Annotated in this window: 20 protein-coding genes; 4 read left to right on the plus strand and 16 right to left on the minus strand. The window is 70.1% G+C overall.

Going from position 1 to position 21,231, the window contains the following annotated elements:
- Window positions 1–4: 4 nt before the first annotated feature.
- From IPQ09_27035 to IPQ09_27060, 6 genes are all read right to left on the minus strand, one after another.
- Window positions 5–1,570 carry a SpoVR family protein gene (locus tag IPQ09_27035; protein MBL0197803.1) on the minus strand — a complete coding sequence of 522 codons (1,566 nt, stop codon included), beginning with the start codon at window positions 1,568–1,570 and terminating at the stop codon, window positions 5–7.
- A 7-nt stretch (window positions 1,571–1,577) separates the two neighbouring features.
- Window positions 1,578–2,690: a DUF444 family protein gene (locus IPQ09_27040; GenBank protein ID MBL0197804.1), complete on the minus strand. Its 1,113-nt coding sequence runs from the start codon at window positions 2,688–2,690 to the stop codon at window positions 1,578–1,580.
- Window positions 2,691–2,740: 50 nt separating this feature from the next.
- A complete protein-coding gene (locus tag IPQ09_27045) occupies window positions 2,741–4,504 on the minus strand; it encodes a peptidase S8 (protein ID MBL0197805.1) in 1,764 nt (587 codons plus the stop codon).
- Between the two features lie 108 nt (window positions 4,505–4,612).
- The gene (gene lipA, locus IPQ09_27050) at window positions 4,613–5,629 is read right to left on the minus strand and encodes a lipoyl synthase (GenBank protein ID MBL0197806.1); all 1,017 of its coding nucleotides are present in this window, start codon (window positions 5,627–5,629) and stop codon (window positions 4,613–4,615) included.
- Between the two features lie 73 nt (window positions 5,630–5,702).
- On the minus strand, window positions 5,703–6,770 hold the full coding sequence (gene mtnA / locus IPQ09_27055; protein MBL0197807.1) for an S-methyl-5-thioribose-1-phosphate isomerase: 1,068 nt from the start codon (window positions 6,768–6,770) through the stop codon (window positions 5,703–5,705).
- Window positions 6,767–7,057 carry a hypothetical protein gene (locus IPQ09_27060; protein ID MBL0197808.1) on the minus strand — a complete coding sequence of 97 codons (291 nt, stop codon included), beginning with the start codon at window positions 7,055–7,057 and terminating at the stop codon, window positions 6,767–6,769. Before IPQ09_27060 ends, mtnA begins: the two co-directional genes overlap by 4 nt.
- A 116-nt stretch (window positions 7,058–7,173) precedes the next feature.
- On the opposite strand from IPQ09_27060, the gene IPQ09_27065 reads away from it, so the two are divergent.
- From IPQ09_27065 to IPQ09_27075, 3 genes are read left to right on the plus strand one after another with little or no spacing between them, the layout of a single operon-like run.
- Entirely contained in the window at window positions 7,174–8,055 is an 882-nt protein-coding gene (locus tag IPQ09_27065; GenBank protein ID MBL0197809.1) for a 3-hydroxybutyryl-CoA dehydrogenase, read from the plus strand.
- A 28-nt stretch (window positions 8,056–8,083) separates the two neighbouring features.
- Window positions 8,084–8,863 carry an enoyl-CoA hydratase/isomerase family protein gene (locus tag IPQ09_27070; GenBank protein MBL0197810.1) on the plus strand — a complete coding sequence of 260 codons (780 nt, stop codon included), beginning with the start codon at window positions 8,084–8,086 and terminating at the stop codon, window positions 8,861–8,863.
- 53 nt (window positions 8,864–8,916) lie between these two features.
- Entirely contained in the window at window positions 8,917–9,918 is a 1,002-nt protein-coding gene (locus IPQ09_27075; protein MBL0197811.1) for a DNA polymerase III subunit delta', read from the plus strand.
- A 114-nt stretch (window positions 9,919–10,032) separates the two neighbouring features.
- On the opposite strand, the gene IPQ09_27080 is transcribed toward IPQ09_27075, so the two are convergent.
- The 3 genes from IPQ09_27080 to IPQ09_27090 are packed head-to-tail and all read right to left on the minus strand — an operon-like array spanning window position 10,033 to window position 12,532.
- On the minus strand, window positions 10,033–10,692 hold the full coding sequence (locus tag IPQ09_27080) for a hypothetical protein (GenBank protein ID MBL0197812.1): 660 nt from the start codon (window positions 10,690–10,692) through the stop codon (window positions 10,033–10,035).
- The gene (thiE, locus tag IPQ09_27085) at window positions 10,683–11,357 is read right to left on the minus strand and encodes a thiamine phosphate synthase (GenBank protein MBL0197813.1); all 675 of its coding nucleotides are present in this window, start codon (window positions 11,355–11,357) and stop codon (window positions 10,683–10,685) included. The genes IPQ09_27080 and thiE overlap by 10 nt, the downstream gene beginning before the upstream one ends.
- Window positions 11,354–12,532, minus strand: a complete 1,179-nt coding sequence (locus IPQ09_27090; GenBank protein ID MBL0197814.1) for a hypothetical protein — start codon at window positions 12,530–12,532, stop codon at window positions 11,354–11,356. The genes thiE and IPQ09_27090 overlap by 4 nt, the downstream gene beginning before the upstream one ends.
- 382 nt (window positions 12,533–12,914) lie before the next feature.
- Here IPQ09_27090 and IPQ09_27095 point away from each other — a divergent pair, with 382 nt between their 5' ends.
- Window positions 12,915–13,808 carry a hypothetical protein gene (locus tag IPQ09_27095; GenBank protein ID MBL0197815.1) on the plus strand — a complete coding sequence of 298 codons (894 nt, stop codon included), beginning with the start codon at window positions 12,915–12,917 and terminating at the stop codon, window positions 13,806–13,808.
- Window positions 13,809–14,054: 246 nt separating this feature from the next.
- On the opposite strand, the gene IPQ09_27100 is transcribed toward IPQ09_27095, so the two are convergent.
- The 7 genes from IPQ09_27100 to IPQ09_27130 form a co-directional block, all read right to left on the minus strand.
- The gene (locus tag IPQ09_27100; protein MBL0197816.1) at window positions 14,055–14,576 is read right to left on the minus strand and encodes a polysaccharide export protein; all 522 of its coding nucleotides are present in this window, start codon (window positions 14,574–14,576) and stop codon (window positions 14,055–14,057) included.
- 116 nt (window positions 14,577–14,692) lie between these two features.
- Entirely contained in the window at window positions 14,693–16,171 is a 1,479-nt protein-coding gene (locus IPQ09_27105; protein ID MBL0197817.1) for a hypothetical protein, read from the minus strand.
- A gap of 183 nt (window positions 16,172–16,354) precedes the next feature.
- On the minus strand, window positions 16,355–16,906 hold the full coding sequence (locus IPQ09_27110) for a hypothetical protein (GenBank protein MBL0197818.1): 552 nt from the start codon (window positions 16,904–16,906) through the stop codon (window positions 16,355–16,357).
- A 294-nt stretch (window positions 16,907–17,200) separates the two neighbouring features.
- Window positions 17,201–18,628, minus strand: a complete 1,428-nt coding sequence (locus IPQ09_27115; GenBank protein MBL0197819.1) for an AgmX/PglI C-terminal domain-containing protein — start codon at window positions 18,626–18,628, stop codon at window positions 17,201–17,203.
- Between the two features lie 90 nt (window positions 18,629–18,718).
- Window positions 18,719–19,354, minus strand: a complete 636-nt coding sequence (locus IPQ09_27120) for a hypothetical protein (GenBank protein ID MBL0197820.1) — start codon at window positions 19,352–19,354, stop codon at window positions 18,719–18,721.
- A 24-nt stretch (window positions 19,355–19,378) separates the two neighbouring features.
- Window positions 19,379–19,615, minus strand: coding sequence for a hypothetical protein (locus IPQ09_27125; GenBank protein MBL0197821.1), 237 nt, complete (start codon window positions 19,613–19,615; stop codon window positions 19,379–19,381).
- A 55-nt stretch (window positions 19,616–19,670) separates the two neighbouring features.
- Window positions 19,671–21,080, minus strand: coding sequence for a tetratricopeptide repeat protein (locus IPQ09_27130; protein MBL0197822.1), 1,410 nt, complete (start codon window positions 21,078–21,080; stop codon window positions 19,671–19,673).
- Window positions 21,081–21,231: the final 151 nt, after the last annotated feature.

Here is a 21,231-nt window from a genome sequence, read left to right on the forward strand (position 1 = left end):
GCGCTCACGTCTTGGGGAGGGCTCGGGAGCTGTGCTCGCGGCCGTCGTAGCGGAGGTGGATCTCCTTGCCCTCCGACAGGGTGTGGAGGAGGACCGGGCGCTTCCACACCCGCGCCAGGCTCTTCAGCACTTCCTTCGCATAGTCGCCGCGCAGCTCGAGGCCCTGGTGGTCGTGGGTGAGCAGCAGCTCCCCGCGGTTGTCGTGGTTCGCGTCCTCCACGTAGATGAACGGGTTCCCCGCGTTGGTGAGCTGGAAGAGCAGCTTCTCCTTCACCTGCTTGAACTCGCGGCTCTCGATCTCGTAGCGGTCGTTTCGGTTGGACCAGCCGAACGAGAACAGCTTCTGTTCGGCGGCGAACTCCGGGGTGAGGAACTCGTCGATGAAGGTCACGTCGTTGTAGAGTGCGCGCACCTCGAAGATCTTCTTCTTGCCGAGGCCGAGGCGGAGGTTCCAGGTCTTCTTCGCCGCGAGGTCGTCGCAGTCCTCCCACGCCTTGCCGAACTGCCCTCGGTCCCACCGCTCTTCGATGTTGCGGTAGAGCTCGACGCCGAGCTTGTAGGGGTTCAGCTTCCCCCCGCTGGTCGCGAGCACGCCCGCGGCGTTGTCGGCGTAGTCGATGATCTCGGAGGCATCGAGGATCTTCTCGGTCATGAGCTTCGAGTGCCAGTAGGTCGCCCAGCCCTCGTTCATGATCTTCGTCTGCATCTGAGGAACGAAGTAGAGCGCCTCCTCGCGGATGACCTCGAGCACGTCACGCTCCCAACGCTCGAGCGGCGCGTGCTCGAGCAAGAACCCGAGCACGTCGCGCTGGGGTCGCTCGGGCCAGCGCTTCGAGCGTTCTCTCGCCGCCGCGCGCTTCTGACGCTGCTCCTCCAGGTACTCCACCGGGTTGATGAAGGGCTCCATGTAGTCCTTCGACCGCAGCCGAGGCAGCTCCTCCTCGACGGCGTCGTCCTCGTCGTCGAGCGGCGGCGCCTCCCGTCCCGAGAAGGCGGCGTGCGGGTCGATGAGGTTCTCGAGAGACAAGCAGCTGTCGACGAACTCCTCGACCTTGGTGACGCCGTGGCGCGCGACGTGGCGGCGCACGCGGGCGCCGTGGTTCGCCATCTTGTCGATCCACCGGCGGTTCGGATCGTAGCTGGGCGGGCGCACGGCCGGGTCGGAGGTTCGACCACCGGTGTCGAGGTCGGTCGAGCGAAAACAGAAGTTGTTCTTGAAGAAGTCGACGTGCGCGTACACGTGCGCCATCACGAGCTTCTGGTCGGTGAGCGAGTTGCCCTCGAGCAGGTAGGCGTACGAGGGGTTGTTGTTGATGACCATCTCGTAAATCTTCGAGAGGCCATACTCGTAGCTCTTCGAGAGCTGCTCGTATTCCATGCCCCAGCGCCAGTGCGGGTAGCGCGTGGGGAAGCCGCCGTACGCCGCGATCTCGTTCATCTGGTCGTAGGTGAGGATCTCGAACACCGTCGGGAAGAAGTCGAGCCCCTCGTCCGAGGCGATCTTCTCGATGCGGCGCTGCTCGTCGTGGAGGTAGCGCGGCAGCGCGGTCTTCAGCGCAAACTCGCTCATGCGCGGCCTATCTCCCGGTTCCTAGAAAGTCCTTGATACTCTTCATGATCGCGTCGCGATCGCGGATCTCGCTCGTGATGACGCGGGGGTCCTTGCCGAGGTGCTCGCGGAGGTCTTTCACGAACTGCCCCGAGCCGTACGGGCTCTCGACCTGGCCGTACGCGAACATGTTCACCCGCGGCAGGATCTTCTGCTTCAGGAGCTCGATGCAGGCGAGGGTGTCGTCCATCGACCAGTTGTCGCCGTCCGAGAAGTGAAACGGATACACGTTCCACTCCTCTGGCGGGAAGTGGTCGTCGATGAGCTGCGAGCACAGCTTGTACGCGCTCGAGATCATCGTGCCGCCGCTCTCCTTCGTGCGGAAGAAGGTGTCGCGGTCGACCTCTCGCGCGGACGCGTCGTGGATGATGAAGCGGCTCTCGAGGCCTTTGTATTGACGCTGGAGCCACGTATCGAGCCAGAAGCTCTCGATGCGCACGATCTCCTTCTGTTCGTCGCCCATGCTGCCCGACACATCCATCATGTAGATGATGACGGCGTTCGCGACGGGCTCCGAGATGGTCTTCCAGCTGCGGTAGCGGCGGTCGTCTGGCACGGGCACGACGAGCGGGCGGTCGGGCTGGTAGCTGCCGGTGGCGATCTGCCGCTTCAGCGCCTCGCGGTAGGTGCGGCGGAAGTGTCGGAGCGACTCGGGCCCGACGCGGCGGACGCCCGTGTAGCGGTCCTTCGCGTTGATGAGCTTCGACTTGCCCTTGTTCTCGATGTCGGGGAGCTTCAGCTCCTCCCCGAGGATCGCGGCGAGCTCGTCGAGCGTGACGTCGACCTCGAGCGTGTGCTCGCCCGCGTCTTTGCCCGCCTTCTTGCCGTCGCCCTCCTGCTCCTGATCCCCGCCGCCCATGGGATCGCCAGGGTTGCCCTCGCCCTGGCCGGCTCCCCCCTGCTGCTTGTCGCCGTAGCGAAAACGCGGGATGTCAATCTGCGGAATGGGGATGGACACGAGGTCCTTCCCCTTCCGCCCGATCAGCTCCCCTTGGGAGATGTAGCGCTTCAGGTTGTCGCGGATCTTGCCGCGCACGATGTTCCGGAAGCGCGAGTGATCTTGGTCGATCTTGAGGGACATTCGGCCTGCGGGGAGCGTACCGAAGTCCGGCGCTCGACGGCGTCTTTTCGTTAGCCGACGCTCTTGCCGTTCTTCTGGTCGAGGGCGACCCGCGCGATCCACACGCACACGAGCGCGTTCGCCACCGCGAAGAGGCGCATCGGCACCGGCCCGAGGACGAACACGACGTCACCGCTCGCGGCCATCTGCATGAGCAGCGCGGCGGAGCCGAGCGCCAGGCCGCCGACCCACCCGCGGAGCTGCTTGACGCCGAAGAGCAGCGCCAGCGCTCCGAGCGCGGGGAGCGCGTTGGCCAGCGGGAGGAAGCGGTGCAGGTTCACGTCGAGCGCGAGATCCCACTCGCCGATTGGGTGGGTGAGCAGCGCGTCCACGAGGCCGCGCGCGGGGCCGAGGTGCGGAAGCACGCCGGTGAGCCCGGCGAGCGGGAAGAGGCCGAAGCCGCCGAGAAGCACGCCGAACCACACCCCCGGGCCCGTGGCGAGCGCGCCACGGCGCGCGCGAATGTGGCGACCGAGGAGGAAGAGGAGCCCCGCGAGAGCCAGGAGCCGCGGCAGGTAGTGCTGCGTGAACACCGCGCGGAGCGTGGCGCTCGACGCGCTGAGGATGCCGGCGCCGAAGAGCTTGGCGTCCTCCTTGGGGACGGCGCTGCGCTCGAGCGTGGCGCGCACCGCGTCGGGATCGGTGACGCCCGTGGCGACGACCATGGCCGCCGCGCCCGCGACGTGGGGCGAGGCCATGCTGGTGCCGTTGAAGACGCCGAAGACCTCGCACTTGTCCCGGCCTTTGTTGCACACGGTCTGCTGGACGACCGCCACGCCGGGCGCGCCGATGCCCACCTGCGGCCCGCGAGAGGAGAACCAGGCGATGTTGTCGTTCTTGTCGGTGGCGCTCACGGCGAGCACGCCGGGGTAGGCCGCCGGGTAACCCACGGATCTTCCTGAGTTTCCGGCCGCGGCGACGACGAGCGAGCCCTTCGCTCGCGCGTGGTTCACGGCGTCTTCGAGGATCTTGCTGCGGATGGGCCCGCCGAGCGAAAGGTTGATGACCTGTGCGCCGTGATCGGCCGCGAAGCGGATGCCCTCGGCGACGTCGGCCGTGGACCCCGAGCCCGCGGCCGAGAGCACCTTGACCGGCATGATCTTGGCGCAATACGCGAGGCCCGCGACCCCGAGCCCGTTGTGCGTGGTCTGCGCGATGGTGCCGGCGACGTGCGTGCCGTGGCCGTGGTCGTCGGCCGCGCGATCGTTCTTGTCGACGTAGTTGTAGCCGGCGACGCAGCGGGTGCCGGCGAGGTCGGTGCCCTTCGTGAAGGGGCCGTCGTCGTAGCAGGCGACGCCGGTGTCGATGACGGCCACGGTGACGCCCGCGCCGCACGACAGGTTCCAGGCGCGCTCGGCGCCGACCCGCGTGAGGTGCCACTGCTCGCCGAATTTCGGATCGTTCGGGACGAACGTGGCTCGCAGCTGCCCCATCGGCTCGGCGCGCTCCACCCGCGGATCGCGCGAGAGGCGCGCCACGAGCTCCGCCATGCGACCGCGTGCGCCGCGGGCGACGGCGATGTTTGCGTCGTCCTTCCGGCCGGGGCTGTTGTCGCGGAGGTCGATGCCGTATTCGCGGCCGAGCGCGGCGATGGCGTCGTCGGAGAGGCCGTCGGCGACGTCGACGGCGAGCTCGTCGTCGAGCTCGGAGAACGACGGGGCCATCCCCATCGTGGGGACCGCTACGGGCTCAGCGGCCGCGGGAGACGCGACGGCGAGGCTGGCGAGCGTGACGGCGGTGGCGGCGAGGACGAGCGGTGCGACGGATAGTTTCATGGGCCTCCCGGAGTGTACGTATGACGCCCCGCAATGATTTCCCATTCTGAGCACGCCCCCGACATTCCGCTAGCCTGACACCTCCCTACATGGGCGCGGGCGTGCGGCTCAGCGGCGGACGAGCGAGGACGCGGACAGGAGCGGTGACGGGACCGTGGCCGTGGCCGGGTCCCCGCCCGCCGCCACAGCGGCCGCCTGCGCGGCGGCGAGCCGGGTCGCGAGCACCTCGCGCACGCCCTCCGGCCCCTCGGGCTTGAGCACGCCGCGCACGAACACCTCGGCGGCCTTGTAGCTGCTCCGCACGAGGGGACCGCTGGCGACATAGGCGAAGCCGAGCTTGCGGCCCTCTTCCGCGTAACGCTCGAAGGCCTCGGGTGTGACGAAGCGCTCGACCGCGAGGTGCTTCGGGCTAGGCCGCAGGTACTGCCCGAGGGTCACGAGATCGACGCTCGCGGCGCGGAGATCGGCGAGGGTCTCCAGGACCTCCTCGTCGGTCTCGCCCACCCCAACCATGATGGAGCTCTTGGTGAGCGTCTCGGGGCGGCGCTCCTTCGCGCGCCGGAGGACCGAGAGCGACCGGTCGTAGCCGCACCTCACGTCGCGCACCGTGCGCTGAAGGCGCCGCACGACCTCGACGTTGTGGGCCCACACGTGCGGCGCGGCGTCGACCGTGGGGTCGACGTAGTCGAAGTTGCCGCCGAAATCGCCGAGCAGCGTCTCGACGAGGATGTCGGGGCGGAGCTCTCGCAGGCGCGTCACGGTGCGGGCCACGTGGGACGCGCCGCCGTCGAGGAGGTCGTCGCGATCGACCATGGTGAGGACCACGTACTGGAGCCCGAGGCGCGCGATCGCGCGGGCGACGTGCTCGGGCTCGCGCACGTCGACGGCGCCGCGTGGATCGCCAGTCGTGACCGCGCAGAACCGGCAACCGCGCGTGCACACGTCGCCGAGGAGCATCACGGTGGCCGTGCCCTCGGACCAGCACTCGCCGACGTTCGGGCAGCGAGCTTCCTCGCACACTGTGTGCAAGTCGAGATCGCGGAACGTGCTCTTCAGCCGCCCGTACGACTCGCCCCCGGGTGCGCGGACCTTCAACCATGCCGGCTTGGGCGCGAAGCGCGAGATTTGGCTCACGTGGCTTGGTTAGTCGGCCGCGGCGCCGCTGGCAAGGAGGGGGCGACCCGGGAGCGCTTCGACCTCAGCCGCCGAAGAGCGCCGCGAGCGAGGCGTCGTTCAACGGCGAGGCCACGCCGCGCTCGGTCACGAGCGCCGTCACCAAGCGCGCGGGGGTCACGTCGAACGCGGGGTGGAGCGCGCCGACCCCGTCGGGGGCGATCCGCACGGAGCCCCCGGGGAGGTCGAGCTCCACGACCTCACGGGCGCTCCGCTGCTCGATGGGGATGGCGTCGCCGTCGGACACGTCGCGATCGACCGTGCTGAGCGGCGCCGCGACGTACAGCGGCACGTCGTGGAGCCTCGCGAGGCACGCGAGGCCGTACGTCCCGATTTTGTTCGCGACGTCACCGTTGCGCGCGACACGATCGGCGCCGACGACGGCGCACGCGATCTGCCCCTTGGCGAGGAGGTGACCTATCATGTTGTCGCACACGATCGACACGTCGAAGCCGTCGCGCGAGAGCTCCCACGCGGTGAGGCGCGCGCCCTGGAGATAGGGCCGGGTCTCCGAGGCGAGGACGCGGTGGCGCTTGCCCATGGCGCGCGCGGCGCGGAGGAGGCCGAGCGCCGTACCGTAGCCGCCGGTGGCGAGCGCCCCCGCGTTGCAGTGTGTGAGGACGGTGCCCTCGTCGGGCAGGAGCGCCGCGCCGAGCTCTCCGATGCGCCGACAGGACGCGACGTCGGCCTCGTGCAGCGCGCGGGCGAACGCGAGGCACGACTCGGCGCGCTCGTCGGGGCCGAGCGGCGCGACCGAGCGCGCGTGGGAGAGGCACGCGCCGGCCGCCCAGGCGAGGTTCACCGCGGTTGGGCGGGTGGCGGTGAGGCCCGCGGCGGCCCGCTCCATGTGCGTGATGAACGCCGAAGTCGCGGGAGGTGCGCTGTGGGCCGCGAGCGCCATGCCGTACGCAGCGGCGACGCCGATCGCGGGCGCGCCGCGGACACGCATGTCGCCGATCGCGAGGGCCATCGCCTCCCAGGTCGTGACCTCGTCGACGATCTCTGCCCAAGGGAGGCGCCGCTGATCGAGCACGAGGGCGCGCCAGCCGGACGTCGGGAACCGAATCGCCGCGAACGGCTCGGCGGCGCTCACGACGGGCTCTCGTGGCTTGCACGCCGGTAGCGAGCTGCGATTTCTTCCGCGGCGGTCGCGAGGTCCTCGGCGGCGCGCGCGTGGTGGCCGTCGAGGTACGCGCGGAGGCCGTCGCAGGCGACGAGCGCGAGGCTGACGTTGAGGCCGCGCTCCGCGAGTGCGCACCCGACCTCGCGATCTTTGAGGAGCCTCTCGAGCTCGGAGAACGCGTGCTCGAGCGGGGCAAGCGCGGCAAGCGCGGCGGGGGCGGCGAGCGGTGCGGCGGCGGGGGTCTTCGTGTCGACCATTGGCGCCAACCTAGCGCGAATTGGTGGGAGCGGGGCGCCGGCGCCGGCCCACGGGCGCGCATTCTTTGGTATAGCCACCACGGGCGCCGGTCGGCCGCCACCACGAGGAGACAGCCATGGAGATTCGTACGGTCGGAGTGCTGGGTGCGGGGCAAATGGGCGGCGGCATCGCGCAGGTCGCGGCCACCGCGGGCTACGAGGTCGTGCTCGCCGACGCGAGCCTCGCACTGGCGGAGAAGGGAAAGGCGAAGATCGCCGCGATCCTCGGCAAGCAGGTCGAGAAGGGCAAAGTCACGGCCGAGCTCGTCAGCGCGATCGTCGGACGAATTCGGCCTGCCGCTGGCCCGAGCGAGCTCTCCGAGTGTCACCTCGTGGTGGAGGCGGCCACCGAGAACCTCGAGCTCAAGCTCAAGCTGTTTCAGGCGTGCGACGAGGCGATGAAGCCGGGGGCGATCTTGGCGAGCAACACGTCGAGCATCTCGCTCACGAAGCTCGCGGGGCAGACGAAGCGGCCGGCCGAGGTCATCGGTATGCACTTCATGAACCCCCCGGCGCTCATGAAGCTCGTCGAGATCGTGCGCGCGGTCCAGACCTCCGAGGAGACCCTCGCGGTCGTCAAGGCGACCGCCGAGAAGATGGGCAAGACCGTGACGGTCAGCAAGGACGCCCCCGGCTTCCTCGTGAACCGCATCCTCATCCCCATGCTCGTCGAGGCGTGCTTCACGCTGCAGGAGGGCCTCGGGACACCGGAGGACATCGACACCGGCGCGAAGCTCGGCCTGAACCACCCGATGGGCCCCCTCGAGCTCGCCGATCTGATCGGGCTCGACACGGTGCTCGCCATCGCCGAAGTGCTCCACCGCGACCTCGGCGACTCCAAGTACCGGGCCCCTACGCTGCTGCGGAACCTCGTCTCCGCGGGCTGGTACGGCAAGAAGTCCGGTCGCGGCTTCTACGTGTACGATGACAAGGGCCAGCGCGTCGGCCGAGCGCTCTGAACGAGCAAGAGAAAGAAGGAGACACCCCATGAGTGAGCTCGTCCTCCGCGAGCGTGACGCCGGCACGGTGCTCGTCACGCTGAACCGCCCCGAGAAGCTGAACGCGCTGAACCTCGCGCTCGTCCGCGCGCTCTCGGACACCATCACAGAGCTCGACGCCGACCCGACCGTCCGCGTGGTCATCCTCACCGGCGCGGGCGAGAAGGCGTTCGTCGCGGGCGCCGACATCGAGGCGATGTCGACCATGACCCCAGCCGCCGCAAAGGCGTTCGCGGACCTCGGGCACGCCACCGGCGAGCGGATGGAGCGCGCTCACTTTCCCGTCATCGGCGCGATCAACGGCTTCGCCTTGGGCGGCGGCTGCGAGCTCGCGTTGGCGTGCGACTTTCTCTACGCGAGCGATCGCGCGAAGTTCGGCCAGCCCGAGGTGAACCTCGCCGTTATTCCAGGCTTCGGCGGCACGCAACGCCTGCCTCGACGCGTGGGCATCGGGCGCGCGCGCGAGCTGTGCTTCACGGGTGACATGCTGGGCGCGGCCGAGGCGCTCCGCATCGGGCTCGTGAACGCCGTGGTCCCGGGCGCAGAGCTGCGGTCGAAGGTCCTCGAAGTGGCCAAGAAGATCGAACAGAAGGGGCCCCTCGCCATCGCCCAGTGCAAGCGCGTGCTCCTGCGCGGACAGGACATCCCGCTGCCCGTGGCGAACGAGCTCGAGGCCCAGGCGTTCGCGACGCTCTTCGGCTCCGAAGACCAGCGCGAGGGCATGGCGGCGTTCCTCGAGAAGCGCGCGGCCAGCTTCACAGGCCGGTAGAGACTCTCCAGGTCACCGTTGACCGCGGGACGAGGATTGTCGAAGGTAGGCGCGTGCCCGCCACCCTCGACACAGTCCTCGGTCAGGCCACGGCGCTCGAGACCCTGAGGCGCGCGCTGGCCACAGGCCGGACGCACCACGCCTACCTCTTCGACGGACCCGAGGGCGTCGGGAAAGAGCGGGCCGCCTTCGGGCTGGCGCAGTGCCTCGTGTGCGAGCGCCCCTCCGCCGGGCTCGCGTGCGGGTCGTGCTCGGCGTGCGGCCGCGCCGTCCCAGCGGAGCCGGGGGGCCTCCCGCTGCACCCGGACATCGCCGTCCTCGGGAGGGGCCTCTACGAGCCGGCGCAGATTGGTCGTAAAACGCCGGAATCCCGAGAGATTTCGATCGACCAAGTGCGCACGATCGTGCTCTCGCGGGCGGCGTTCCCCCCGCACGAGGGGCGCGCGAGGGTGTTCATCGTGCGCGCGGCAGACGAGCTCGGCGTGTCGGCGGCGAACGCCCTGCTGAAGACCCTCGAGGAGCCCCACCGGGCGACGACCTTCGTGCTCCTCACCGCGCGGAAGGGATCGCTGCTCTCGACGATCCGCTCGCGCGCGCTCGCCCTGCGGTTTGGCGCCCTGCCGCTGGCGGTCGTCGCGGAGGTGCTCGTCGCGGGCGGGCTCGCGCCGGAGGCCGCGGCGCGCGCGGCCGCCGACTCGGGCGGCAGCGTCGCGAGGGCGCGAGAGCTCGCGGACGCGGAGATCAGCGCGGCGCTCGACGGGTTCATCGGCCGCGTGCGCGCCGCGATCGACGCGCCCTCGGCGAGCGAGGCGTACGCCCTGGCCGAAGACGGCAAGAAAGGAAAAGCCGAGCTCCCGCTGCTGCTCGGCGGGCTGGCGCTCGCGTTCGCCCGCGACGCACGCGAGGCGGCACGAGGACGCGGCGCGGCCAGCCCGGAGGTGCACGCGGGGCGCTACGATCTCGCGATGCGCGCGATGAAGCAGCTCCACGCCAATGGGTCGACGCAGCTCGTCATGGAGTCGCTCCTCCTGGGGCTGCGGGCCTCGGCGCGCTGAGGCAGCGGCCACGCTCTTCGCCGCTGATTTGGCCTGACTCGTCACCCGAGGGCGCTGTTCCACGCTCCGCCCCACGCCCAAGGGAAGGCGCGAGGCGCGGCGCGCGAGCGGCGGCTATTCGAACGTGGAGCGCCCGGAGGGCAGCACGTCGACCATGCCCGGCTCGAGCATGTCGCCGTGCCAGACCCGCGCGCGCCCGTCGTGCTGCACCACGAGCATGCGCTCGGTGCCGGGCGAGGCGTACTCGGCGACGATCACGCTGGAGCCCACGTCGGGCGCTCCCGTTCCGATCCGTCGCGCGCTCAGCGGTAGGCGCCTGCGCCGCTCGAAGCGCACGCCCTCGTGCTCAATCGACGAAGGGGGCTCAGCGAGCGAGACGAGGGCGCCTGGATCGACCGGCTTCAGCCACAAGAACGGCGCGTCGGTCTCTCGACGCGCGTAAATCGCCCGGTCGTGTCCTGCGTCGGGCGCGATGAAGAGGACCGCGACGGGCACGTCTTCCGAGAGCACGAGGCCTCCGGCGAGCCACGCCTCGTCGCCCCCTGGGCGCGTCAGCACGTCGCCCAGCTGGCAGGGGAACCCCTCGAGCGCGTCGGAGGTCGGCGATGGCGCGGGAGGCCCGGGCGCCGCGGGCGCAGCAGCCGGCGCCGCAGCCGGCGGGGGCCCTTCCCCCCCTTCCTGGGGGTCCTTGGCCACCAGGCTCCGCGCGATGACCCGCCCGAGGGCCATCCCGCCGAGCACGAGCGTGGTCGAAACGACGAACGTTATGAGCATGGCGACCTCAGCGCGGAAGCATACGCCGCGGTGAGCGCACGCACCGTCGAAAGCGCTTGGTCGAGGCGGCGGCCATCGCGCTCAGGAGCTTCGGGGAGCAACCCGGAGATCGCCGCCACCATGGAGGCCCCCGCCGATCGGGCCGACGCCGCACGGGACGCCGTGAGCCCACCGATCGCGACGAGCGGCGTCGCCCCGACGAGCGCGGCGGCCTCGCGCAGACCGTCGAGGCCCACCACCGGCTCCGCGTCGGCTTTGGAGCGAGTGGGCAGTACGGGCCCGAACGCCACATAGGACGGCCGCGCCGCGAGCGCGGCGCGGAGCTGCGCGAGGGTGTGGGTCGACAGGCCGAAGGGCGTCCCTGGAGCGATGCTGCGAAGGCACGCCACCGGGAGATCGGACTGTCCGAGGTGGACCCCAGCCCCGACCGCGAGCGCGATGTCGACGCGATCGTTCACGAAAAAGGGGACGCCGAAGCGGGCCGCGAGGGCCGCGAGGGCCGCGGCCTCCGTGAGCAAGGGGCGCGTCGCGAGGCGCTTCGCCCGCAGCTGCAGCGCAGCCGCCCCGCCCTCGAGCATGGCCTCCGCGACGCGGGCGACCTCGAGACCTCGGGAGGCGACGGCGTCCACGTCGAGCACCGCGTAGAGCCCGCGGAGCTCCCTCATCGCGGGCGCTCCCCCAGCGGCGCGACCGCGGTGGTCTCTGCCACGCGAGGGTGCCCGCCGAGCTCCGGAAGGACCACGCCGCGGCCGAGGCGCTCCCACGCCGCGTTCGCCGCGCTCGCGTGACGATCGAGGCGTCGGATTCGCTCGCGCCCCGGCCCCGAGGGCAGCTCCCCGCACACGAACACCTCGGACTTGCCCTTCGTGCGAAGCAGGTCGGAGACCACGCGCAGGCGCGCGCCGCCCAGCGCGTCGCGGAGCGTTCTCCCGTCGCGCCGCAGCACGAGGTAGCTGAATGAGAGGCCCTGCCAGCGCAGCCCGGCGGCCCGCGCCACGGGCACCAGCCACGAGGGCAGATCGATGGCGAGCTCCTCGTGGCACCAGTCGCCCGCGGCGCTGAGCGCCGGGCAGGGCGCGGCGTGGAGGCACGGCGCGAAGACGGCGCCTCGGGTCGCGACCCACGCGTCGCGGAGGGCAGAGAGGTGCCTCGCGCGCTCACGCAGCGCGGGCTCGACGACGACGAGCGACCCCGTCGGTGTCAGCCGCTCGAAAAGCGCCGCCAGGAGGGCCCCATGGCGCGCCTGTCGCTCCTCTGGCGGCGCCCCCTCGTCGAGCTCGCTCAGCACTTGCCCAACGAGGACTACCTCGAAGGGTCCCGGGGGCGGCGGGCGCTCGGCGACCACGCACGAGGGGCGCGCCTCGATCCGCACACGGTCGTCGGTCGTCGTCCGCGCGAGCGCGCTCGCCAGGTCGAGGGCCCGCGGATCGGCGTCGACGAGGTCGACCTCCAGGCTCCCCTCGTGACCCGCGGCGGCGAGGGCGCGCGCCAAGCCGAAGGTCATCGCACCGAGCCCCGCGCCGAGATCGAGCACGCGCAGAGACCGCCCCTCGAGCCCTACCAGGCCAGCACCGACCAACTCGCGCACCGCGGCCGCGCCCTTCGGGACGTCGCGGGGGAACGAGAACGCGAGGCGCGCCCCGAGGTGGTCCCGTGCGGCGCTAGCGACGTGAGCCTGGGCCGCGCCGCGGCGATTGTACACGTCCGAGAGGGCTCGCACGGCGGCCGCGAGGCGCGCCGGGTCGGCCGATGTGACGAGCCCCTTGCGCGCCGCCAGGGTGTCGAGCCGAGCGCGAAAATCCGACTCGAGCGGTCGAACGAGCCAAGAGAACGCGGCCATGCTCCCCCCTCTAGTGCACCCCTGTCGAGGTGGCATCCATATCCGCGGCTCCCTTCCGCGATCGCGCGCGTTTCGAACGCTTAGGATAGCGGCAGTATGGCACCGGGAGACGGGCGCCGACTCAGAATGAGCCGCCGCCCTGGGTCGCCACGAGCCCCACAGCGAGCGCCGAGCGGAGACCACGCGAGGAATGAACAACAGAAGGCGACATCCCCCGCATGGAGCACCCGCCGTGCCAAGGGCAGCCGCCAAAACAGCGGTCGGCCGGACACACGCTGTCACCTTTTGTTGTCCCTCCGTCGCGTCGCAGTGTCCACATTTCGGACACCGAACGTTCGGCGATCGACCCACGCGGCGACGCGTGGCCGTGTAGAGTGGCCGAATGCAGCGCCTGGGCTCGCTCGTCCTCCTGCTCCTGTCACCGACCCTCGGCGGTTGCTTCCTGACCGCCGTGGCACCGCCGTCGTCGCAGCTGCCGAGCGGGGAGGCGGCCCTCGCGCGTGTCGCCGAGACCCAGAGCTGCGGTCACGGCCTCCGCGCGCGCGCAAAAATCGACCATTTCGGAAAGGAAGGGCGTGTGCGCGCCGAGCTCATGCTCTACGCCGTGGCTCCCGCCAGCCTGCGAATGGACGCGGTGAGCCCGTTCGGCGCGACCCTGGCCACGCTCACGAGCGACGGGCGGCGATTCTCGCTGTACGACATCCGCGAGAAACGCTTCCTGGAAGGCCCCGCAGCGCCCTGCAACATCGCGCGGCTCACCCAGGTCCCCCTGCCCGGCCACGTGCTGATCGGCCTCCTCCGGGGCGTTCCCCCCGTGCTCGCTCACGCCTCGCCACCCGCCATTCGCTGGGACAGCGCGGGCTACTACGTCGTTACGGTGACGGGGGCCAACCAGGCGCGCGAAGAGGTGCGTCTGGCCGTCCACCCCGACGACTTCGCGAAGCCCTGGGCGAGCCAGCGGCTCAGGCTCGCCCGCGTGCGCGTCGATCAGTTCGACGGAACCCTCTACCAGGCGTCTCTGGAGGAGCCGACCCCGGGAGCCATGGCGAAAGCCTGGGAAGACCCCGATGGCCTGCCGGGCGAGGGCCTGCCGCCTTCGGGCCCACAGTGCACCGCCGACCTGCCCCGGACCGTACATCTCGAGGTGCCTCCATCCGCCTCCGACGTACTTCTGCGCTTCGACGAGGTCGTCTGGAATCCCCCGATTCCCGGCGGCACATTCTCACAGCCACGGCCACCTGGCCTGACGACGGACTTCGTCGACTGCGGCGGGTGATAGCTGGGGCGCTCCGCTCGGGGTGCACCCATCCACGGCCCGTGTCCAGGAGCTGGCGCTCCTCGCTCGGACAACTCATGAGGTTCATAGTGCGACGAGGCACGCGAGACCGCAGCGAAGAGCTCGACCTCCGCGCCGCAGAGCCGAGGCCGACAGTTCCTAGTTCGGAGGCGACAAGGCGCGCAGTCCGACCTTGCAGGGCGAGGCTCGGGATGGCTCGCGTGGAAGCCTCGCGGGCTGTCCGGACTAGAAGACGCGCTCCGGCACCTTGATCGTGTCGCCCGCCTGCAGGAGGACGTCGGGCTGCTTGCCGTCGGTGATCGCGTCCAGGTTGATCTCGACGGTCACCGTCCCCTTGCCTACCTGGCGGGTGAGGATGACCCGGCTGCTCTGGGCGAGCGGCGTGAACCCGCCCGCCGCCGACAACGCCTCGACCAGGCGCAGCGACTCGGTGTACGGAATGGCGCCCGGGTGAGTCACCTGGCCGAGCACCGAGACCTTCTTCGAGTAGTACTGCTTGACCGCGACGGACACCTGCGGATCCGTCAGGATCTTCGCCTCGATCAGCTTCGCGCGGATGAGCGACGCCACATCCTGCGGCTCCTTGTTCGCGACCGTCAGGCGATTGACGTACGGGAAATCGATCGTGCCGTCAGGGCTGACGCGGTACTCGTGCGGGAGGTTCGCCTCCCCGAGTACGTGCACTTCGAACACATCCCCCGGACCGATCGTGGTGCTCGGCAGAGCGCGTGGCAGCGCGGGGCCCATGGCGGGTCGCCCAGGGCACCCGGAGAGCGCGGAAATGAAGGCGAGAGCGAGGAAAGGTGACTTCATGGGTGAGGAGGGCTCGAGCGGCTACGGCCGCCCGGCCCGGCCGCACTCGCTCACATGAACCAGCGCGCGCCGAGACTCGCCTGAACGCGGCGGTTGTTGAGATCGAAGACCTGATTGCCGCCGACGGGGACGACCACGTCGCTGATTTGCTGCGCGTAGTCGACGGTGAGGTTGAGCCCGAACGAGTCCACGAAGCGGTACTCGCCGAAGAGCGAGGCGCCCGGACGGAGGTTCGAGAACCCGCCCGCCGTCCCCGCGACCGTCCCGCCGTTCGCGTCGAAGAGGGCCGGGAGCGTGAGGATGTCGACGAAGCCGTCGAGCGCGAGGATCGCGCGCCCCGCGAACATGTAGCTGAGTCGGCCGTAGATCTTGTCGAGCCCGGTGTAGCTGCCGAGCACCGTGTTCTGCCCGCCGCCGTAGAGATAGGTAGGCTTGTTCGCGAACGACTGGGCCGAGCCGGTGAGCACGTCCCGGCTGTACCCGAGGGTCAGCGTAGAGACGGCGGTGACGGCCTGGGTCGGGTCGGGCGCGGCGGCCCCGGTGAGGTAGATCGTCGCTTCGGCCTGCGCGTTGATGCTGTCGAACTGCGACGTCTGATTGAGGCCACCGCCCGCGAGGAACGTCGCGGAGTACCCAAGGGCACCGACGACCGACAGGCGAGGAAGCACGAGTCCCGTCACGCCTGCGCGGGTGCGCACAGGCACCGCGTCGTTGAGGGTGAGAATCGACCGGTCGGAGTTCGGGTAGCTGACGAACTGGACCGAGGTCTCGGTGAAGAGCGCCGTCTTCGGCCTGAACTTCCAACGGTTCTTGAATGAGACCTCGTGCGTGAGGTTCGACAGCGACGTCGCCCCAGTGTTCTCGTACAGAGCCCCGAAGAACTGGTAGCCGAGGTGCAGGTCGAGCGTGCCCTGGCCGGGGATCACGATCACTTCGGCGCCCGCGTTCAGGTCGCTTCGATCGAAAGTGAGCCCGCCAGCGCCGGCGGGAATGGACGACGGCTGCACCATGCGCTGGTATCCGCCGAAGAAGCCCACACCGACAGGGCGACCTGGGAGGACGTCGCCGCGGAAGAACGCGTGAACGTTCATGTTGCGCTCGGCATTCACCTCGGTTCCGAAGAACTCGCGGTAGGTGCCGGCGACCGAGCCACGGTAAGAGAAGCTCGGCGCTGCCTGCCCGAGGCGCTGCGGCCCAAGGGACTGGATGGTCAGCGATGGGGTAACACGCAGCGTTCCTGCCTCGCGAACGCCGCCGTTGGCTAGCACCTGGCCCGCCGGGGGATCCTTGTGGGACCGCGCGTACCAGTTGGAGTCGTAGCCAACCTCGGCGCCGACGCCGGGATGCAGCTCGGAGTCGCCAACGCGTACGCCGATACCCTCTTGGTACGAGCGATCGCGAAGCCACGCCTGCGCGCGAGCTTCCTTCGCTCCACCGAAGGTAGCTACCGCGAAGGGAATCGCGACAGCGGCAAGAAGAGGAATGCGCCTGGCGAGCCGCGGCCCGCCCAAAGTTCGGTGGTCACTCATGTTGTATTACGCGGTCTACCCGGCCCCGTGGCCCGTCCATAACACGAGTGGGCCCAACTTCTCCCCCTCAAACTGGATTCAACTGAGATTAATTTGGACGCTGCGGGGGGACCGCTGGCACCTATGACGCTCAACGCCAAGGGACGCGATGGAACCCCCCCCACATGCACGCCCGAAGTCGAACTACCGCTGGCAACTAAGGCACGGCGGAGGCAACGGGTTCGGGGTCACCGGGAACCCGGGGTACGTGGCGTCGTCCGGCGCGACCGTAGGGTCGATCGTCGTCTTCACCGCAGTGTCACCGACGAAGGCGGACTCCTCGCCCACGCACTGGCTGGCTTCCGAGCCGAGCTGCTCCGAGCGCTGCGCGAGCACCGCCAAGACTGAGTATTCGTGGTTCGCAGCCTCAGCGTCGTTCCGCGCCACCGACGACTTCAGCGCCGCTGCACGGTCTGCCGCGGTGCGGCTCGCGGTGTTCACCTGCGAGAGCTTGTCGTTCAGGCAGAGCGACTTGACCACGTCGCGAGACTGGCGCGCCGTCTGTAGCTTCTTCGCGATCGCCGCAGACTGGTTCTGCATGCGCGTGAGCCGGCGGCTCGCCTCTTCCAACTGCTCCTGCGGAGTGAGCTGGGTCTTCTTTGAGAAGTCCACCTGCGCGTCCGGGCTCCGGGTCCCGGCCCCAGACTGCTGAGCGACTGCGGGCGACGCGAAGTACGCGACGGCCCCGAGAGCCACAACCCATTTGAGTGTCAGTAGACGCATCCCCGTCTCCTAAAGTGCGGGCACACCCGCGTTGTCAACGATGAACCTACTCTGGTTCCGAGAGTAGTGTCAACGAACTCATTGTGTCGTTCTTTTTTTTTTGGACCTTGGTCGGCGGGTCCACGAGAGCCGCGAAGTTCCGGGTGTGTCCATTCCCCACGTGTACGTTGCGCGCGGGGGGCCGTGCGTTCAGCAAATCGTCGTTGGCCTCCAAATGAGAGACGGGCCGGTCCGAAGACCGACCCGTCGGAGAATCCGGGGCGAGAGCTACTTCGACTGCTGCACGAAGGTGACCGGGATCGAGAGCGTGGAGCCGCTACCGCCGGGGGCCGCGAACTGGGCGTTCTTCACGTGGCGCGCGATGCACGAAGCCACGCTGGCGGACAGGCCCGTGTTGGAGCCCACGCTCGCGGAGTTCACCTCGCCGTTCGGGCCGATCTTAGCCACGATCTGGACCTTGCCGGCCATCGAGGGGTCGGTGTTGAGGCCCGCCTGGTAGCAGGCGCGGAAGCGGGGTCGAAGCCCGGCGATGACGCGGTCTGCGTCGGAGACGGGGACGGTCGCAGCGGTGCCGCCGACCTGCGCGACGCCCGTGGGGCCGACGACCTTGGTCTCGGTGCCCGCCGACGTGCCGGTGCCGCTGGAGCCGGTGCCGCCGCCGATGCCACCGAGGCCCCCGCGACCGCCACCGCCCTGCACGGGGCCACCGCCGCTACCCGTGCGGAGATCGCCGCCGGTGCCGCTAACGCCAGCGCCGCTGGCGGCCGCCGCGCTGAGGTCCACGGGCGGAATCTCGCCGTTGCGGCCGAGCGCGCCGGAGACCGACGACTGCCCGCCGAGCGCGGCGAGGAGCTGCATCTGCATCGCCTCGGCCTGCTGCGTGAGAGCGGCCGCCTTCGCGTCGCTCACCGAGCTGCTCTTTCCGGCGCCCGCGTGCGACGCGTGCTGACCGCCACCGGCGGGCTTCGACGCGGCGGCCGCGGTGTTCGCCGCGGTCGCCGTGGGCGACACCGTGTTGTCGGTCGGGACCTCGAGCGGAGGCGGCGTGGGGATGTTCTTTAGCTGATCGATCAACGCCGACACCGAGATGCCCTCGCTCACCGGCGGGTCCATCCAGTCGGAGTACATCGCCCCAACGAACCCGAAGTGAACGAGGAAGCTGAACGCCGCGATGATGGTGAGCGTCCAGTCGATCTCGTTCGCGACCCCACCGCGCACGGAGAGCGGAAGCTGCGGGCGCGGCTGCACGGGAGGGGGCGCGACGAACTGGAACAAGAACGTCGTGTCGCCTATGACGACCTTGCCACGCGCGTCTTCGGTGAGACGCACCTGGTAAGCGTTGCCGACCTTCTTCGCCTGGCCGCGCAGCGCGGCCAGATCGGTGATGCCGCTCGTGAGAGCGAGGCGACCGTTCATGCCGTCGATGAAGTTCAGGTAGTAGTCGGCGCCAATGAGCTCGAACAGCTTGAAATTCGCGGGCAGGTTCTGCGCCTGCAACACGAACATCGCCTTCTCGTTCGCGCCCACGGTGACGCTCGTGCGCTGCTTGATGATGCGCTCTTCGAGCACGCGCCCGCCCTGTACGAGACCGAGGCGCAGCACCTTCGGACCGGTCTGGACCGACATGGCGCGCATGACCGCGGTCATTTGGCCCGGGCGGGTCGAGTTGTTCGGCTGCATTCCCATCTGAGACATCTTGGGGCCTTTCCGTCGCGGATCGCGGACGCAAGGTGGAAAGCGATTCGTCCCTAATGACAGCGCTGGAGGACGAAGGTTCCGACGTTTTCACTCTACAGGACGATTCTCCTCGGGTGAGAACTTTTCGTCGCCGCCCAGACCGAGGAGGCCTCGGTCGCCGAGCACCTCGAGGCGGGCGACGAAGGCGTCGGCGGCGAGTGAGCCGTCCTTGGCCGCGCGGCGGCCTCGCGCATGCAACGCGGCGCATCCCACCGCCCCTGCGAGCCCGAAGCCCACCACCGTGAGCGCCTGCCCTACGAGACCTGTCGTGACGAGCTCCTGCACGTCGCCCGCCAGACTCGCAGGGTCGGCGAGCCCGCGGCGCATGAGAAGCGCGGCGAGCAAGAACCCCACGCTCGACGAGAGGCTCGCGCAGACCCGCGGCACGCGGCTCCAGCGGGCCAGGCGGTGGTCGAGCTCCGTCATCTGCTCGTTCAGCTCCGCCGTTCGACGGACCACGTCGCGGTGCGCCACCGCGGCGAGCGTCTCGGCCTCCCACGACGAAGCCTCCCTCCGCATGGCGCGAGCGATGCGCCCCGCTCGCCGCGCGCCCGCGTCACCGCGGAGCTCCTCGACGACACGATCGAGATCGTGGGACGTCGCGCTGAGCACGAACCACAAACGGCGAGCGCTCGCCAGGAAACAGGCGAGCGCTACCAACGCTGCAGCGAGCGGGATGATCATGAGCTCGGCGAGCCCGTGCGCGACTCAGAACGGGTCGTGGTGGGTCGCCTCCTCGATACGATCGAGGAAGGGCTGGCGGAGCTCGGCGAGCGTGAGCTTCGCCTGGATCTTGCTCACGTCGACGGAGGCCACCGGCTTCTGAACGCGGCCGACGATGGTGACCTCGTTGATGGTGATGACCCCCTTGCCCTCCGCGCTCGCGGAGCCGGGGATCGACATGAGCAGCACACCCAGGCACGCAGCGAACAACGACTTCTTCATTGGGGAACTCCTGAGGACAGCTTGAGGCCAGCGGGGCTCGTCCGCCAGCGGATGATCAGCCCGCGTCAGCGGCGGGCGTGGCGGGCGCCTCCGCGGGGGGAGCCGGAGCCGCGGGGGCCGCGGGGGCCTCGGGCGGCGTGGGGGTCGGCTGCGGCCCTACGGCGGCGCTGCTCGCAGGGGCGGCGGGCGGGGCCGACGCGGCGGGCGGGGCCGACGCGGCGGGCGGGGCCGACGCGGCGGGCGGGGCCGACGCGGCGGGCGGAGCAGCCCCGGCATCGGGCGCCGCTGCCGGAGTGGCGGCGGGCGGCGGGGCGGCGGCGGCGGCCTTGACCTCGGCCTGCTTCGCCTTCGCGCGGTTCAGGAGGTCGTCGACGTCGTCGCCCTTTTCGGCGCGCGCACCGCGCATCGTCTTGTAGGCCTCGAACTCGCGGATGGCCTGGGCCGCCTGCTCGTTCGCGTTCATGCCCGGGATGCTCTGCGAGACCAGGAACAGCAGCCCGAGGTTGTAGTGCGCGATGCTGAGGGTCGAGTCGAACGCGAGGGCCTGCTCGAGCTCGCGCTTCGCATCCACCGGGCGACCCACGAGCCGGTAGGCGTCGCCGAGGTTGAGGCGCGCGTGAGGGCTCTTGGGGGCGAGGCGCACGCCGCGCTCGAGGACCGGGAGCGCCTCTTGCGCGTTGCCCGCCTCGAGCTTGATGGCGCCCAGCTGGATGGCGCTCTCGGCGAGGTCTGGGCGCTTCGCGTAGGCCGCCTCGAAGGCCGCGAGCGCCGCCGCTCGTCGGCCGTTCTCGCGAGCGATGAGGCCGCGAAGGAGGTGCGCCTCCGCGTTGTCCTTGTCGCGCGCAGGCGCCGTGTCGCCGAAGCCGTCGAGGATGGCCGTGATGGCGTACTTCGCGAGCTCCATCTTGCGTGCGCGGAAGTGGTCGCGCGCGATCGCGACCATGGCCTCCTTGTGGTTTGGGTTCATGCGCAGCGCGTCTTGCGCGAGCTGCTGCGCGGTTCCGTGGTCCTTCTGGAGCGACTTGATCTCGGCCAGATAGGTGGTGAGCGTGGGCGAGTCGGGGCTCTTCGCGCGCTTCTCGGTGAGGAAGGTGTCGGCCTCCCCCACCTTGCCCGAACCCGCAAGGGCGAGCGCGTAGGCGCCAATCGCGTGCTCGTGGTCCGGTTGGAGCGAGATGGCCGTGCGGTACTCCTGCATCGCGCCATTGCTGTCACCGAGGCGGTCGAGCACGACGCCCAGCGAGTAGTGCGGCGCGGCCGCCTTCGGATCGGCGGCCGAGGCCTCGGCGAAGCCCTTCCGGGCGCCCTCGATGTCGCCCTCGACCCAGGCCTTGAAGCCGCGGTCGTAGGCGTCCTTCGCGGAGCCCGAGAGCCCGGTGCCGCCGTCGCCGACGCCGGTCTGAGCGAAGCCCGGGCTGCCGGGACCGGCACCGGGACTCGTGCCCACCCCCGAGGGGGACTTCACCGCCGGTGTGTCGCCACCGCAGCCGGTCGCGGAGCCGGCAAGCGCTGCGAGAATGGCGCCAAGGCCGGCCGCGGTCGCGAGCGACCTCCCGAGCGACGGACGACGCGAGCGAGCGTGGGGAATTGACGAGAGTGGCATGACTTCCTCGGAG

The organism is Myxococcales bacterium, from assembly GCA_016720545.1.
Taxonomy (GTDB): Bacteria; Myxococcota_A; Polyangia; order Polyangiales; family Polyangiaceae; genus JAAFHV01.